This window comes from Bacteroidia bacterium, from assembly GCA_041391665.1.
GTDB lineage: Bacteria > Bacteroidota > Bacteroidia > J057 > J057 > JAGQVA01.
On the sequence record JAWKNO010000002.1, the window covers coordinates 2,746,012 to 2,761,259 of the forward strand.

Sequence of the window (15,248 nt, forward strand, 5' to 3'; positions counted from 1 at the left end):
AGGATGCACGCGTATTTCCGAATTCTTTCTTTTGGGCGACCTTGGTTTTGGCTGGGGGGAATGGCATTTGTGTTTTTGTTGCTGTACACGCTGTTTAGTGCCGTGTCGCTGATTTCGGCGATTCCGTTTCTGGAGATATTATTTTCCCAGGAGCCCATTCCTGCGCCAGCCACACCCTTTAACTTTCTGGATACCGGATCGGTTAAAGATTATGGCTACTACTATTTGAGTGATTGGATGAGTATCTATGGCAGGCAGACCGTTCTTTTATACTTTTGTTTTTTTCTTCTGGGGGTCATTATCATCAAAAACCTCGCGCGTTATCTTGCCAGCTATTGTATGGCGCCGCTTGAATTTGGGATTGTTCGCAACATGCGGGATCATATTTTTTCCCATTTGACAACACTCGATCTACAATTTTTTTCCCGCAACAAAAAAGGTGATACGCTGAATATTCTGACCAGCGATCTTCAGATCATCATGGAATCGGTGATCAGCACCGTACAGGGCGCGATTCGGGAGCCGTTGACCATGCTGGTATTTCTTTTCACGCTGATTGTGATTTCCTGGAAGTTGACGTTGTTTACGCTGATTGTATTGCCTCTCACGGCATTAGCAATCAATATGATTGCCCGGCCATTAAAACGAAAGGCGACGAAGGGACAGGCAATTCTCAGTGATTTACTGGCACACAATGAGGAATTTATTTCCAGCATTCGCATTGTCAAAGCTTTTCAGAAAGAAAACTTTGAAAAAGAGCGCCACAACCGGCTCAATGAGCGATATACTCAAATGCAGATTTCGATCCGGAGGAGAACCGAGCTTGCCTCTCCTTTGACCGAAGTGTTGAGTATTACCGTGGTTTGTGCCATTATTTTTATGGGTGGTACGATGATTTTGGGCGAAAAAAGTGAAATGAAAGCCTCGGAGTTTATCGGGTTCATTGCCATATTTTCACAGTTTCTTGCCCCTATAAAAGCCTTCTCGGGTATTGTGAGCAAAATCTCCCGGGGAATTGCCTCTTTTGACCGGGTAGAAACCCTGTTGACTTCTCTGCCAGATATACAAAACAGCCTAAATCCGGTACCAAAGCCGACGTTTGAAAAGGAAATCCATTTTTCGAAAGTATGGTTCCGGTACGAAGAGGCAGACATCTTAAAAGAGGTTGATTTTGTGATACCCAAAGGTTCTACCGTAGCAATCGTCGGTCCCAGCGGCGCGGGAAAATCTACCCTGGCAGATCTGATTCCCCGTTTTTACGACCCCTATCAGGGGCAAATTCTGATGGATGGGGTAGATATCCGGAGTATGACACTTGCCGATTTGCGTTCACATATCGGTATGGTTACCCAGGAAGGAATCTTGTTTCACGACACCGTTCGCAATAATATCGCCTATGGCCTGGTCAACCCGGATCCCCAGGCTGTGGAAGAAGCTGCCCGTATTGCCAACGCCCATGCATTTATTATGGACTTGCCCAAAGGGTATGATACCTTGATTGGTGAGCGGGGTACCCGGTTATCTGGCGGACAAAGGCAAAGGATCAGTATCGCCCGTGCAGTATTGAGAAACCCAGCCATTTTGATCTTGGATGAAGCAACCTCTAACCTCGATACAGAGTCCGAAAAACTGGTTCAGGAGGCATTGGATCATTTGATGCACAACCGCACCTCCCTGGTGATTGCGCACAGACTTTCCACGATTCTTTCCGCAGATATGATTCTTGCGCTGGAAGAAGGGAAAATTGTGGAAATGGGTACTCATGATGAATTGATCAGGATAAACGGCGTGTATAAACGGCTGTTTGATCTGCAATTTGGTAACTAACCTTACATCTCTTAAATTCGTATATAATCAGGAATTTATTCTAATAATTGGCAGAAACCGCTTGTACACTCTTAAAAAAGAACGGTTCAACCAAATATATTACATAGACTTCCTTCGTTTTCGTACATTTACACAAGATTAGTTATTCCAAGGACTAAAATCTTTGATATAAAAACTAATTGGTGCGGATGACTCTCTTCAGTTTTAATATTTTTCTTCGTTTTCCAAACCCTCAACTACTGAACAATGCAACAAACTTACAAGTTTACTGACATTCAGAATCTGAATAACACTCCATTCAGGTTTTCTCTCCTCGTAGTTTTCCTACTACTTGCAGGAACAATGATTTCGACCTCTGCTTTTGCTGTGGTTAAAACCAGTAAAGGAACCGGGGACTGGACTGACCCCAACAACTGGAACCCCATCGGTGTGCCTGTGGCGGCTGATGATGTTACGATCGCTTCTGGGCATATCGTGACTATGCCTTCCGTAGGTGTAGCCCTTACTGAGTGTAATAATCTGACCATTCAAGCGGGTGCCACGATGATTCTTCTCAGCCGGGATCATACTACTCACGGTACAACCACGGTCAATGGTAGTTTGCTTGACACACAAAATTCTGGTGCCAATATTTTTATAGGAAAAGTTACCGTTGGTGCTTCAGGTTCCTGGAATACCTCCGGCATCTCTAATGTCAACAATTTGGTTTTCAGAGGAGGGTTGGAAAACAACGGCGTTAGCTTTATTATCAATAAAGCGACTTTTAATACTAATAATCAGACGATCAGTGGTACCAGTGCGATTTCTTTTCCGGGAACTGTGATCGTGGGTGCCGGAATCGAACTCACCAATAACAACATTGCCGGCCTTTCCTTTGGGCCGATAGCCAACTTAAACGGGGTGGATGCTGCCTCCAAATTCATCAACCAGACAACCATGACCTACAAGCATAAAAATGCGCCTATGTTGATTGGTTTGGTTGATTTTTCTCCGGTCGGAAATACCGTCATCTACAATCGCGATGGCGTCAAACAGGCAGTTTTGGGTACAACTTATTACAACCTGGTAATCGGCCCTGACCCTCTGCTGAGCAATTTTGATCATGAAGCTACAGCGAATATCGTTGTACTCAACGACTTTACCGTACAAAATGGCGCTGAATTTCTCGTGAAGGGGTTTGATCTTGCCGTAACTGGAAATACTCTCATTCAGGGTTTGTTTACCGATGCAGATCTCTTGGGAACCACCACATTGGCTAATGTGGAGCTGTCTTCCGGCGGCTATATTGATGGCAACAATGCCAGCCATGGTACGATCAATATCAATGGTAATCTTTCTGTCCCGGCAGGTACAGGTCAAATTGACGAAGGGGTTGTAACTGTAACCGGTACAACTTCCATTTCTGCTGGTGCAACCCTTTTGATCGGAAGTCAGTTTGGAACAAAAACCTTTGGTCAGGTAGATATCGCTGCAACGGGTAAATGGGAGTTCCTGGTAAATAATGCAGCAACTGTTGCCACTTTTACCGGCGCAGTGAATAACAATGGGACATTTACAGCTCAAAAAGGTACCTATACCTTCCAGGGGATATTTAACAATACAGCTACGGGTATTTTTAATGTGAATGCCGCAGGGCTTCTGACTTTAGAAACTCATTTTGTTAATAATGGTACGGCAAACTTTCCGGCGGGGGCATTTACCTTTCACAACAGTACCATCAGCGGGTCTTCCCCTTTGGTATTCAATGGCGATATAACGGTAGGTGCGGGATTTATGACTACCAATAGCAATACCGGAGGTATAACCCTTAATGCTGTTTTGAACGGCACAGATGGTGCCTCTAATTTCCGTAACGAACAATCATTTACCTACAACCCGACTCTGCGGAATATTCCCATGGCAACCGGAATCCTTACGGCATCTACAGTCGGGAATACATTCCGTTACTCCCGAGTAGGTTCAGACCAGGATGTCAAAGGCACCACCTACCATAACCTTGTATTTGAAAATGGTACCGTGCGGACCCTCAACAATGGAAATGTTGTAGTGAATGGAAATCTGACGAATACGATTAGCCAGGTTGGGGCAGGGATTATTACCATAGCCGGTGGAGGGCCGCAGGTTCTCAGTGGTGGCGGTACTTTCTTAAACCTGACGGTCAACAAACCTACTGAAGCCCTTACGCTGACAAGCGACATTACGGTAACCAACGCCCTGACAATCAGCAGCGGACTTGTTATTACAGGTTTGAATATCATTCACCTGAGTACTACCGGTACACTGAGTGAAACACCTACCGCTTATATCTTTGGGCTTGTGGAAGCAGAGCGCACTCTGGGGGGAGGTTCTACTAGTACTTTTGGAAATATTGGTCTGGATATTACCTCTTCGGCAGGCAATCCATTGGGATTAACACTGGTTGGAAGAAGTACTGCTACCCCTGTACTTACAGGCGGAATCAACAGAGCTTTTCTGGTAGTCCCGACCAATAATGCAGCACTGAATGCTTCCATAACATTCAAATACCTGGATGCAGATATCATCGGGCTGGTCGAAGGAAACTTTGTGTTACTGCATAATACCGGAGGTGGATTTGTGAATATAGGTGGTACCTTGAATGCGGGCCTTAATCAAATGACCGTTTCCGGAATCAACTCCTTTGGAGGAATAACTGTTGGCGATCCTGCCAGCTTCCCGGTAGAATGGCTTGATTTCCAGGCAGTGAATGACCCTATGGGCGTTGTCCTTAGCTGGAGTACAGCTTTCGAACTAAACAACGACTACTTCCTGGTAGAAAGATCTGTAGATGGAAATCTGTTTTCGGCTATCGGAAAGGTAGAAGGATCCGGAACGACCAGCGATATCAGTACTTATACCTTTAATGATCACGAAGCGCTGAATCTCAATAGTAATGTATTTTATTACCGCCTCAAGCAAGTGGATCTCAACGGACAGTTTGACTATTCCAATATTGTTGAAATACGTTTGGAATCAACCGTGTCTCTGGAGTTAAAAGCCTTCCCTTCGCCTTTTACAGACGAACTGACCATTCAGCTGTTTCAAAATGATCTCGCTGCAAATTCAACCCTAAAGCTTGTCGATATGGCCGGTAAACTGATCTGGAGCCAGAATGTTGGGCATGATTCGGGGACCTATGACTTTTCAGTTCCGACCGCCGGGCTTTCTTCCGGTATCTACACGGTGATGGTTCAATCCGGGAATACCGTAAAATATGTAAGAGTAGTAAAATAAGCTTCCGCAAAGGGATTTTCTTACAAATCCTTTCCGCTCAGGCATAAAAACAAACCTTTCACCGGGCAGATATTGTCCGGTGATTGTTTTTTATACAAATTAGTCCAAACTGTGAATATTCGAAAGGAAATAAATATAGTAACAAGAAAAAGACTTTATGGCTAAAAACTACTCGTGTATTTCCCTGCTTTTGGTTCTTTTAAACATTCTCTTATTTACCCAGATAGCCTTTGGCGTGAATATTCAAAGCATTGATTCGGGAGACTGGGCCAATCCGGCGATATGGTCCACAAATGCTGTTCCCGATTCCTCAGATAATGTTTTCATCAAAAGCGGGCATACAATTACCCTTCCTGTTTCCGGTCCTACTCCTACCTGTACTGATCTTGTGATAGAGCAGGGGGGGGCGATTGTGATCCAGAATAAAAACTTTACGATTCACGGTACAACCACAGTAGCCGGCCAACTGACTGACACTGATAATGCCGGTAATAATTTGTTTTTGGGTAAAGTAATCATCACTGCTACCGGTGTCTGGAATACGGATGCACTGACCAGCGCGCCCCGGCTTGTATTTACCCAGGGCATTGAAAACAATGGGCAGGCACTTTTTCGCAGGTGTAAGTTTGAACAAAACAGCCAGACCCTATCCGGATCATCACCATTTATTTTTGAAGATAATCTGTATCTCGGTACGGGCATTAGTCTGTCGAATGAAGGAACGCTGATTTTCCATAATGGGGATATTTATGGAGATGATAACACATCGACTTTTGTCAATAAAGGTACTTTTGAAACCCGGTCAGCTAATGCCCCTGTTCAGGTGGCTGCCGCAGACTTTTCTTCAGAAGGGAATACGGTCATTTATAATCGCGCGGGTACAATGAAAGTACGGGCGACTACCTATTATAATCTGGTCATTTCAGTCGACGCTACAGGAGCCAATTCCAAAAGAAGCCTCACAGCAGGCACAACACGTGTGCTAAACCGGTTAACAATAGAATCTGGGGCAACCCTTCAGCCGGAGAATGAAAATCTGATCGTAGAGGGAACAATGGAAATATTTGGGACATTCTATGACAATGCAATAGCCGGCACCAATACGTTTTATGATGTGGATTTATCCGGGGGAATCATTGATGGGACCGGGTCAGAGTATCCGGTGATAAAAATTACCGGTACCCTCTCTGTATCTACCGCGGATGGTAATATTGAGGAAGCTAAACTTACCTCTACCGGAAAAACAGTTATCCATTCAGGGAGAAAACTGCTGATTAATTCTGCGGTTGGAGACAAAGTATTTGGTTCGCTGGAAATAGCTGAAGACGCACAATTTATAGATAATACAAATACCGGTCTGATTTCATTCACCGGTCCTGTCGACATTTTCGGCGCACTGGCACTTGACAAAGGTTTTCACAAATTTGATGGCCCTGTCACCATTCTCGGTGATTCCGGCGTATTTCTCACGCTTGCTTCCAAAGGTACTTTCAGGTTTAATAAAGGACTTTTTAATCATGGCCGGTTTATCATGAGTTCCGATAGTTTATGGATACGAAAAGAGATTGGGGGGACTGCACCGATAAGTCTGAATCATATTATTTATATCCCCAATAAAGACACCCTTGTCAATTCCAATACCGGCGGCCTCAGACTCTCCGGATTATTGAATGGCTCCGGTAAGGAGTCAGTTTTTATCAACCGCGGACTCTTGGTATATGAACCTTCAGATCCGAACCCGCCTATGAAAGTAGGTAAAATGGATCTTTGTTCTTATCCCGGCAACACCCTAGTTTTTGGTTCTGAAAAGAAAGACCAACTGATACCGGGCGGTTGTTATTACAATATCGGCTTTGAAAAGGGAACCCGAAAACTGCTGTCAAATGGCGACATCTCCGTTCTTGGAAATATTTATAACTCCGTCGAGATCCGTACCGGCGAGGATATTCTTACCGGAGGGTCCATTCATCTGACAGGAGATAGCCTTCAGGAAATTATGGGTTGGGGCGATCCGATTTTTCCTACGATCGTGATTGACAAACCTTCAGGTCATGCATTTTTACACCATCATATTACTATGAAGGATGGCTTGTTTATGGTTTCCGGTATTTTGGAAACAGATACCGCGTATGTATTACTTTCTGAATCTGGTATTATTCAGGAAACGGAGACTGCGTATATCAAGGGAAAAGTTGCTGCGCTGCGCACCATTGGCAATGGCGCTACCCGGGAGTTTGGGGGTATGGGACTAAAAATAAAAGTCTCAGCAGGAAGTTCTATGGGAGAAACGCTGGTTGTAAGAACAACCGGATCCGCCTATGAGCCTGGTCAGATTGATCGATACTTTGAGGTATTCCCAACATACAATTCCAATCTTGACGCTACGGTCGAGTTTACCTACATGGAACATGAAATTTCAGGTGCTGAGGAAGAAGACCTGGTCATGGAAACCAAAACGGGTCAGAACTATTTTGAAACTTTAGGCGGCAGAGTGCTGACCAACAGCAATATTGTCAGAAAAACCCGGATAAACGAATTTGGCGTCATTGCGGTTCGGGCTACCAGCCTCGCAGTAAACGCCTATCCTTCCCCCTTTTTTGATGGAAACCTGACGATAGACTATGTGGTTGCCGAGACGCAGGTAGTCGACATCCGGATTATGGATATTGCGGGCCGCACATTTGTAAAGCAGCGGGTTTTGGCAGAAGCCGGGAAAAACCAGTTTGTCGTCTCCGACGTCAATCTTGCAGCGGGCATTTATTTTGTACGTGTCGGAGGAAACAGTCAGTCAGGGTATGCAAAAATTGTGAAGCGCACGCTGTGATTTCAGGAAGCGGGCGCATTTTTGTGCAAGCGGCCTTTTGAAAAAATGCGAATGCCGCTGTCTGTTCCTTTCCTTAAGGCAATTTGTTCATCTTCGGGCAAGTGAGTGAAGTCCTTACATTCATCGGAGCAGCAGCCCTCGTATTTTTCGCTACAGGAAGGGCATTGGATAAACAGCAGGTTGCAGGTTACATTTTTGCAATTGGTGTGGGTATCGCACAACGCCCCGCACTGATGACAGTGGGCGATCACTTCATCGGATATCCGCTCGCCCAACCTTTCGTCGAAGACGAAGTTTTTGCCGATAAACTTATTTTCCAGTCCGGCTGCTGCCACATCATGTGCATATTTGATAATGCCCCCTTCGAGCTGAAACACCTTCTCAAATCCGCGATGGCGAAACCATGCGCTGGCCTTTTCGCAGCGGATACCGCCTGTACAATACATGACAATGTTTTTGTCCTTGTGTGTCTGCAAAATATCTTCTACGATTGGCAATGAATCTCGAAAAGTTTCTACATCAGGTAAAATCGCTTCTTTAAAGTGCCCGACTTCGCTTTCGTAGTGATTGCGCATATCAATCACTACCGTATCTTCCCGGGAGGTGATTTCGTTGAAGGCTGCGGCGCTAAGGTGGATGCCTTTGTCGGTGACATCAAATGTTTCGTCATTCAGACCGTCAGCCAGAATTTTCGGACGAACTTTAATTTTCAGTTTGAAGAAAGACTTTCCGGTGTCCTCTACCGCAATATTGAGTCTGATTCCGCGCAGAAAACTGATCTGATTGAGCTCCGCCTGAAACAACGTCATCTTCGATTCTGGTACGGAAATCTGCGCATTAATGCCTTCAGAAGCGATATAGACTCTACCCAATACGCCTAACTCTTCCCATTTTCTGTACAAATCGTTGCGAAATCCTACGGGGTCGGAAATTTTCGCGTACTGGTAAAATGAGAGCGTCATACGTTGCTCTTTATCCTGGAGTATAGCGAGTTTTAGTTCTTTTCCGTTGATCTTGTTGAATAAAGCCATAGTGTGAATATGAGAAAATCTGTCTGTATATTTGTCTTTTTGCTACAATATTGCAATACTTGCTATTACAAAAATTATTGCTGCCATTATTTTTGATAAATGAAAAACCGATTATCCACGTCTGTCATCATTGGCTCCGCGGTCGTTTTCTTTATTTTGGGTTACATTTTCATCCAGAATATTCAACCCGAAACCTCCCAATCTCTTACATCAGCTGCACACAAAGTTACGGAGAATCAGCCAAATTCCCCAAAGTTGTTGTATGGTATTCCTATTGATTCCATGGTTGTGATCAATCAGGTCATACGGGCAAATGAAAATCTCTCGGAAATTCTGTCCCGCTACAACGTACCTGCTGCCACTGTATTTAAAATTGCAACCCTCCCCAAGGAGATCTTTGATGTTCGCCGTTTGCTCGTTGATAAATCCTATACGATCATTCACGGCAAGGATTCGATGCGAACCGCCAAAAGTTTTATCTACTATCCCAATGCCATCGACTATGTGGTCATCAATTTTGATGATTCGATTAAAATTGAAACGGGTCAGCACCCGGTAGATACGGTAGAACATTCGCTTTCCGGTACAATCAACTCTTCTCTCTACCAGTCCATCATTGATGAAGGAGGATCGCCGGCACTGGTCAGCGAACTTGCCGATGTCTATGCGTGGGCGATAGATTTTTTCGGATTACAACAGGGCGATTGTTATAAAATGGTTTACACTACGCTTGAGGTTCAGGGAGAATCTGCGGGTTTTGGTAAAATCCAGTCCGCTGTTTTTCATCATGCCAACCGCGAGTATATGGCTTATGGTTTTGATCAGGGAGAAGGATTTGAATATTTTGATGAAAACGGTAACAGCCTTCGCAAGACCTTTTTGAAAGCACCGCTGAAATATTCGCGTATCAGTTCTCATTTTTCCTACAATCGTTTTCACCCTGTGCTGAAAATCCGCCGCCCACATCTGGGCGTTGATTATGCTGCCCCTGTAGGTACACCGGTAGTAGCCGTTGGCGATGGGGTAGTGGTGAGTGCAGCTTATAATGGCGGGGCTGGTAAAATGGTGAAAATCAGACATAATAGTAACTATATGACGGCCTACCTCCATCTTTCCCGCTTTGGCGACGGGGTTCGTGAGGGTTCAGCGATTCGCCAGGGTGATATCATTGGTTTTGTTGGAAGTACCGGCATATCTACCGGGCCACACCTCGATTTTCGCTTCTACAAAAATGGGGTACCCGTGGATCCTCTTCAGGTGGATCCGCCTTCGGCCAGTCCTATCTGCGAGCAGTATATGGAAGATTTTCTCGAAGTCATCGCTTTTCAGCAAGAGAAGCTTGACAAGATCGGCGAAAACACCCGATATCTCGCTATGGAATAATCTACGCTTAATGTTAACGTTTTACATCTAACTTAAAATGCGGGCCTTTTTTGAGGCCCGTATTTTTTTGCTTAATTGCAAATTGGTATATAATTACGACTCGCATGTTTAAGTTTTTCAAACGTAATTCCAACGGAGACAGCCAAAAACCTACGCTCCAGTTTGTAGATATCAACGGTGTACCACTGGCGCCGGGCGATAAAGTTGAATCGCTTCGCTATGACCTGGGCCAATGTATCATTGTCCGGGGGGAAACCGGCTACGATTACGAATCGCTGGAGACCGGAGAGCGGGTCAGTTACCTCAAAATGGTCGATGCGGCTACTTCTTTTCAAAAAGTAAGGAAGATCTGATGGCTTATGTTGAAAATAGACGCACATTCGCATATTCTCCCTGAACAGCTTCCCCGTTTTTCCGATAAATTTGGATACGGTGACTTTATTCACCTCGATCATCATAAACCTGGGTTCGCCAATATGATGAAAGGCAGTGTATTCTTTCGTGAGATTGAAGCCAACTGCTGGGACCCTGCGCTCCGGATGGAAGAATATGATCTCCATCAGACGCAGGTACAGGTGGTCTGCACCGTGCCGATTATGTTTAGCTATTGGGCTAAACCCAAAGACACGCTTGAACTCTCCCGCTTTCTCAATGATCATATCGCTGCTGTTGTGGCCGAACATCCCCGGCACTTTGTGGGCCTGGGAACTGTCCCTATGCAAGATGCCGATCTTTCCGTACAAGAACTGGTCAGGTTGAAAGAACTGGGCATTCCGGGTATTCAGATCGGTTCAAATATTAACGATGTCAATCTGAGCGAACCGCAGTTTTATCCCATATGGGAGGCCTGTGAGTCTCTGGGGCTTGCGGTAATGGTTCACCCCTGGAATATGATGGGAAAAAACCAGATGGAGCGCTACTGGCTTCCCTGGCTCGTCGGCATGCCCGCCGAAACTTCCCGCGCCATTTGCTGTATGATTTTTGGCGGTGTATTTGAAAAATTCCCTAACCTTCGGGTCATGTTTTCCCATGCCAGTGGCTCGTTTTTGTCTACTTTCGGGCGGGTAGAGCATGGTTTCAACTGCCGCCCTGACCTCGTGGCCATCGACAATCCGGTTCCTCCCCGTGAATATCTGGGCAGGTTTTGGGTAGACAGTATTACCCACGATACCACCATGCTTCGGTATGTGATGAATATGGTGGGTTCCAACCGGGTAATGATTGGTTCTGATTATCCCTTCCCGCTGGGAGATCTGACAATTGGGAAACTGGTGGACGAAATGGGGCTGGCGCCACTCGACAAAGAAAATATTTACTACAAATCTGCGCTGGAATGGCTGGGGCTGGAGAAGTCGCAGTTTGTATAGTACCTACGAGATGGGATTCAGGGTAATCGAAAAAATCGTGTAATCATTCACATCCCTTCCGTGGCTGAACTTGTCCAACACCTCATACATGTCTCTTGCCCTGAAGTAAGAAGTGTGTAGTTCTCCCTGCCCTTTTTTGGTCCACTGTACGGTAAATGAGTGTTCCTGCCGGAAATTTTTGGTGATATATTCCAGCATGAGCCTCAAGGCTTCGCTTTTGGAAGTCGATTCGACCGAATGGTACAGGAAAGATTGATCGTGTTTAGGATTAATGGTAATGAGATCCAGCAAGACCTTTTCGCCTTCATTCGTAAAGTTAAACACCAGATTGGCCTGGGAAATGTCGAGTTTTTTGGCGATTTCCGTCTGAAAACGGGCAACTTCTATATGATTGTCAACAGCACTCATGTGGCAAATGTCAGTTTATTTCCCCGAAATTACGGTTTCCCTGCTTTAAGACAAATAAAAAGACCCGGATGAACAGGAAAATACCTGTTTGTACGAATTGTAGAAATTTATTAGGTTTGGGAACAGTGATATATACAAATACCCCTATGTTGTCTGCCGGGAAAAAACGCCGGTCTACTTTCTCTGCATATTTTGCGGCGGTCAGTTTATGCCTGTTTTTGACTACTTTACTGTCAGCCCAACCGGTCTCATATCTGGGCCGGAATGCGGGGATAGATGTTTTTGAGAAAGGATATCGCCTGTATCCGGCTTTTCCCGACAGCGCAATATTTTATACCAAAAAAATATTAGTGCCCCCGGAAAACAAAAATTCGTCAAAATTTACCGAAGCACTTTTGTTTTTATCCAATATATATAACTACCGGGAAGAATTTGACAGTATTGGAAAGTATGCCCGTATGGCACTTCAACATGCGTCGCTCAATGATTCTCTGGCTTCCGGATACCGGTATATTGCACTCAATAATCTGGCCGGTTATTATCTCCTGATAGGTGATTTTAAGCAGGCAGACCTGTTATATGAAAATTCGCTTCTGGAACACATTCCGGAAAGAGACCGTGCGAGGATTTTTTTTAACATTGGTTTAACCCGAAAAAAACAGGGTGATTATCAGGGGGCGCTTTGGATTCTTGATCAGGCGGAAGATATTTCCATTCATTCCGCAGGAATTTTTCGTGCAGAAATATTCAATCTCAAGTCGAAGATTTTTATCCGGATGCAAAACTGGGAAGCTGCAAGAGAAAATAACCTCCGCGCCACGCAGCTTCTTCAGCCCTTTAGCGACGAGGCTTCATTAAAGAAAAAACTGGAACTCGCATTTGGTTTGGGGTTAATCGAAATATCTTCCGGCAATCATCAAAAGGGTTTTGAGGCTGTAAGAAGGGGCCAAAAAATACAAGCTCAACTCAGTGGCTACCGTACGGCGATTACTTATGGTATTCTTGCAAGGATATATACGGCTACAGGCCGAAACGATAGCGCGATCTATTATGGAAAGATTGCTTTGGATCAGATGATCGGACAACTTCCCGACCTGCCCGGCCATCCGCTCATCGCTGAGGCATGGCTCGACCTGGGAAATACCCAACTGAATGCAGACCTTGCGAAAGATGCCCGCAACTCGTTTTTTAGTGGGCTGGAATGTCTGATAAGCCGAAAAGCTGATGCGCACAATCTGCCTGAAGCCGCCGATATTACTTATCCGGTAGAAGCCGTATCACTATTGCGGGGTATGGGGAGGGCTGCCCGGAGAGAGTTTGATGTGAGTGGTTCGACGACCGATCTGCTTGATGCGATGGATGCATTTTTGCTGGCAACCCGATTGATTCCGCGTATTTACAGGGATTTACAAAATGAGGAATCCCGCCTTTTTATGGCCGAACATGCTGTCAATACGCATGAAGAGGCCATTTCGGTTGTACTTGAACTTGCCCAACAAACCGGCAACAGCCAGTATCTGGAAACTGCCTTTTACCTGGCAGAACAAAACAAAGCGGCCCTGTTGTATTATGCCTTACAGGACGCCGAAAAAATACAGGCACTGGGAATTCCCGATTCGATTATTGACAGGGAAAATGCAATCAAAACCGAACTTACCTTTTACCAGGAAAAATATTTTGAGGAAAGCCGCCGGGTGGTGGACACAGACAAAGAAAAACTGGCAAGGTGGAAAGAGAAAATCCTTCACTTAGAATCGGAAACAAGGGGATTGCAGCAGATGATCTTATCAAATTATCCTCAGTATTTTCAATTGAAATACCAGGAAAGTGAAGTGAGTGTAGCCGAAGCCAGAAAATTATTACCTGAAGATGCCGCACTGTTGGAGTACTTTTGCGGAAACTACACCGCTTACCTTTTTTTGATTACCGCAGATCGTCTGGAGGTAAAAAGCGTTCCTGTACGCGACTCTTTGGAACAGTGGATACTAGCCATGCGTCGGGGAATATTGCAAAAGAGCAGCGAAAGCAGTATGCCAGAAAGCCAGCTTTATACGGTCAGTTTGCAATACATCACTCCTGCCCGTAAACTTTACGAAAGTTTGATAGCCCCACTGGAACAGGGCGGTGTAAGCCTTCCCCGTAAATTAGTCATTATTCCGGATGATGTACTGGGCTATTTACCTTTTGATATTTTGCTTACGGAAACCCCTGAGTTTCCCTTGCGATTCCGGCAATTTCCCTATTTGATCCGGCGGCATGAGATTAGTTATGCCTATTCTACCGCCCTGTTGCACAACCTGGAAGAACTCTCGTCCGGGCAGCCATCGCCGATACGGATTCTGGCTTTTGGGCCATGGGTTGGGAATAAAAAACCAGCAGGTAACAGCCCTGATAATCAGCAATATTTGTCATTTTCGAGAGACGAAATCACCGCTATTCAGTCAGTTTTTCCGGGAGAATTCTTTATGGGTACTCAAGCGACAAGAGAGCGATTTCTTACCTTATCCAAACACTTTCAGATCATCCATTTGGCCACCCACACCCAGATAAATGATGAAGATAGCCGGTACTCCCGCATAACATTTGCCCCGGTTTCAGACTATACACGGGAAAGTGATTTTCTCAGTATCGCCGAAATTTGCAACCTCCGGTTAAAGGCCGACATGGTAGTACTGAGCGCCTGTGAAACCGGTGTGGGCAAACTTCAAAAAGGCGAGGGAATACTCAGCCTTGCCAGAGCGTTTACTTACGCCGGAGCCAAAAGTATTGTCACGACCCTCTGGCAGGTGGATGACCAGGCGACGGCTGTGGTTATGAAAAGTTTTTATCAGTATCTGGAGCGTGGCTATCCCAAAGACCGTGCGTTGAGACAGGCAAAACTCGACTACCTGGACAATAGCGACAACCGGCTGGCGCATCCGTTTTTTTGGGGTGCGGCGATTCCGATCGGTAGTATGGTCGCTGTCAGGTCCTCCTCCCGGTTGATACCCGTTTTGCTGATTATCTCAATCGTGATGATAATCAGTGGATTCTTTTTTGTGAAAAAAGCAAGAATCCACTAACTTTAGAATATATTCATCTGAAATATGAGCTTTTCGACAATCCTCAGTATGATTCTGATTCTCACATTCAACATGGGAGGATTTATCTTTTTTC

At 45.2% G+C, this 15,248-nt stretch carries 9 protein-coding genes; 7 read left to right on the forward strand and 2 right to left on the reverse strand.

Annotated elements, in window-relative coordinates; all coding sequences use genetic code 11:
• Window positions 1–3 precede the first annotated feature (3 nt).
• The 3 genes from R3D00_22500 (at window position 4) to R3D00_22510 (ending at window position 7,903) form a co-directional block, all read left to right on the forward strand.
• A complete protein-coding gene (locus R3D00_22500) occupies window positions 4–1,827 on the forward strand; it encodes an ABC transporter ATP-binding protein (GenBank protein ID MEZ4775966.1) in 1,824 nt (607 codons plus the stop codon).
• A gap of 246 nt (window positions 1,828–2,073) precedes the next feature.
• A complete protein-coding gene (locus tag R3D00_22505; GenBank protein MEZ4775967.1) occupies window positions 2,074–5,079 on the forward strand; it encodes a T9SS type A sorting domain-containing protein in 3,006 nt (1,001 codons plus the stop codon).
• Between the two features lie 157 nt (window positions 5,080–5,236).
• Window positions 5,237–7,903: a T9SS type A sorting domain-containing protein gene (locus R3D00_22510; GenBank protein ID MEZ4775968.1), complete on the forward strand. Its 2,667-nt coding sequence runs from the start codon at window positions 5,237–5,239 to the stop codon at window positions 7,901–7,903.
• 2 nt (window positions 7,904–7,905) lie between these two features.
• Here the strand turns inward: R3D00_22510 and R3D00_22515 are convergent, their stop codons facing one another.
• A complete protein-coding gene (locus R3D00_22515; protein MEZ4775969.1) occupies window positions 7,906–8,934 on the reverse strand; it encodes a rhodanese-related sulfurtransferase in 1,029 nt (342 codons plus the stop codon).
• Between the two features lie 99 nt (window positions 8,935–9,033).
• Between R3D00_22515 and R3D00_22520 the strand changes: the two genes are divergently transcribed.
• The 3 genes from R3D00_22520 (at window position 9,034) to R3D00_22530 (ending at window position 11,684) form a co-directional block, all read left to right on the forward strand.
• On the forward strand, window positions 9,034–10,317 hold the full coding sequence (locus R3D00_22520) for a peptidoglycan DD-metalloendopeptidase family protein (protein ID MEZ4775970.1): 1,284 nt from the start codon (window positions 9,034–9,036) through the stop codon (window positions 10,315–10,317).
• A 104-nt stretch (window positions 10,318–10,421) separates the two neighbouring features.
• Window positions 10,422–10,670: a hypothetical protein gene (locus tag R3D00_22525; GenBank protein MEZ4775971.1), complete on the forward strand. Its 249-nt coding sequence runs from the start codon at window positions 10,422–10,424 to the stop codon at window positions 10,668–10,670.
• A 9-nt stretch (window positions 10,671–10,679) separates the two neighbouring features.
• A complete protein-coding gene (locus tag R3D00_22530) occupies window positions 10,680–11,684 on the forward strand; it encodes an amidohydrolase family protein (protein MEZ4775972.1) in 1,005 nt (334 codons plus the stop codon).
• Window positions 11,685–11,687: 3 nt separating this feature from the next.
• On the opposite strand, the gene R3D00_22535 is transcribed toward R3D00_22530, so the two are convergent.
• Window positions 11,688–12,092, reverse strand: a complete 405-nt coding sequence (locus R3D00_22535) for a hypothetical protein (protein ID MEZ4775973.1) — start codon at window positions 12,090–12,092, stop codon at window positions 11,688–11,690.
• Between the two features lie 125 nt (window positions 12,093–12,217).
• On the opposite strand from R3D00_22535, the gene R3D00_22540 reads away from it, so the two are divergent.
• The gene (locus R3D00_22540; GenBank protein MEZ4775974.1) at window positions 12,218–15,154 is read left to right on the forward strand and encodes a CHAT domain-containing tetratricopeptide repeat protein; all 2,937 of its coding nucleotides are present in this window, start codon (window positions 12,218–12,220) and stop codon (window positions 15,152–15,154) included.
• Window positions 15,155–15,248: the final 94 nt, after the last annotated feature.

What these genes read in the sequence shown, in the direction of transcription:
- R3D00_22500 (MEZ4775966.1), top strand. Translation starts at nt 4, where the DNA reads ATGCACGCGTATTTCCGAATTCTTTCTTTTGGGCGACCTTGGTTTTGG.
- R3D00_22505 (MEZ4775967.1), top strand. Translation starts at nt 2,074, where the DNA reads ATGCAACAAACTTACAAGTTTACTGACATTCAGAATCTGAATAACACT.
- R3D00_22510 (MEZ4775968.1), top strand. Translation starts at nt 5,237, where the DNA reads ATGGCTAAAAACTACTCGTGTATTTCCCTGCTTTTGGTTCTTTTAAAC.
- R3D00_22515 (MEZ4775969.1), bottom strand. Translation starts at nt 8,934, where the DNA reads ATGGCTTTATTCAACAAGATCAACGGAAAAGAACTAAAACTCGCTATA.
- R3D00_22520 (MEZ4775970.1), top strand. Translation starts at nt 9,034, where the DNA reads ATGAAAAACCGATTATCCACGTCTGTCATCATTGGCTCCGCGGTCGTT.
- R3D00_22525 (MEZ4775971.1), top strand. Translation starts at nt 10,422, where the DNA reads ATGTTTAAGTTTTTCAAACGTAATTCCAACGGAGACAGCCAAAAACCT.
- R3D00_22535 (MEZ4775973.1), bottom strand. Translation starts at nt 12,092, where the DNA reads ATGAGTGCTGTTGACAATCATATAGAAGTTGCCCGTTTTCAGACGGAA.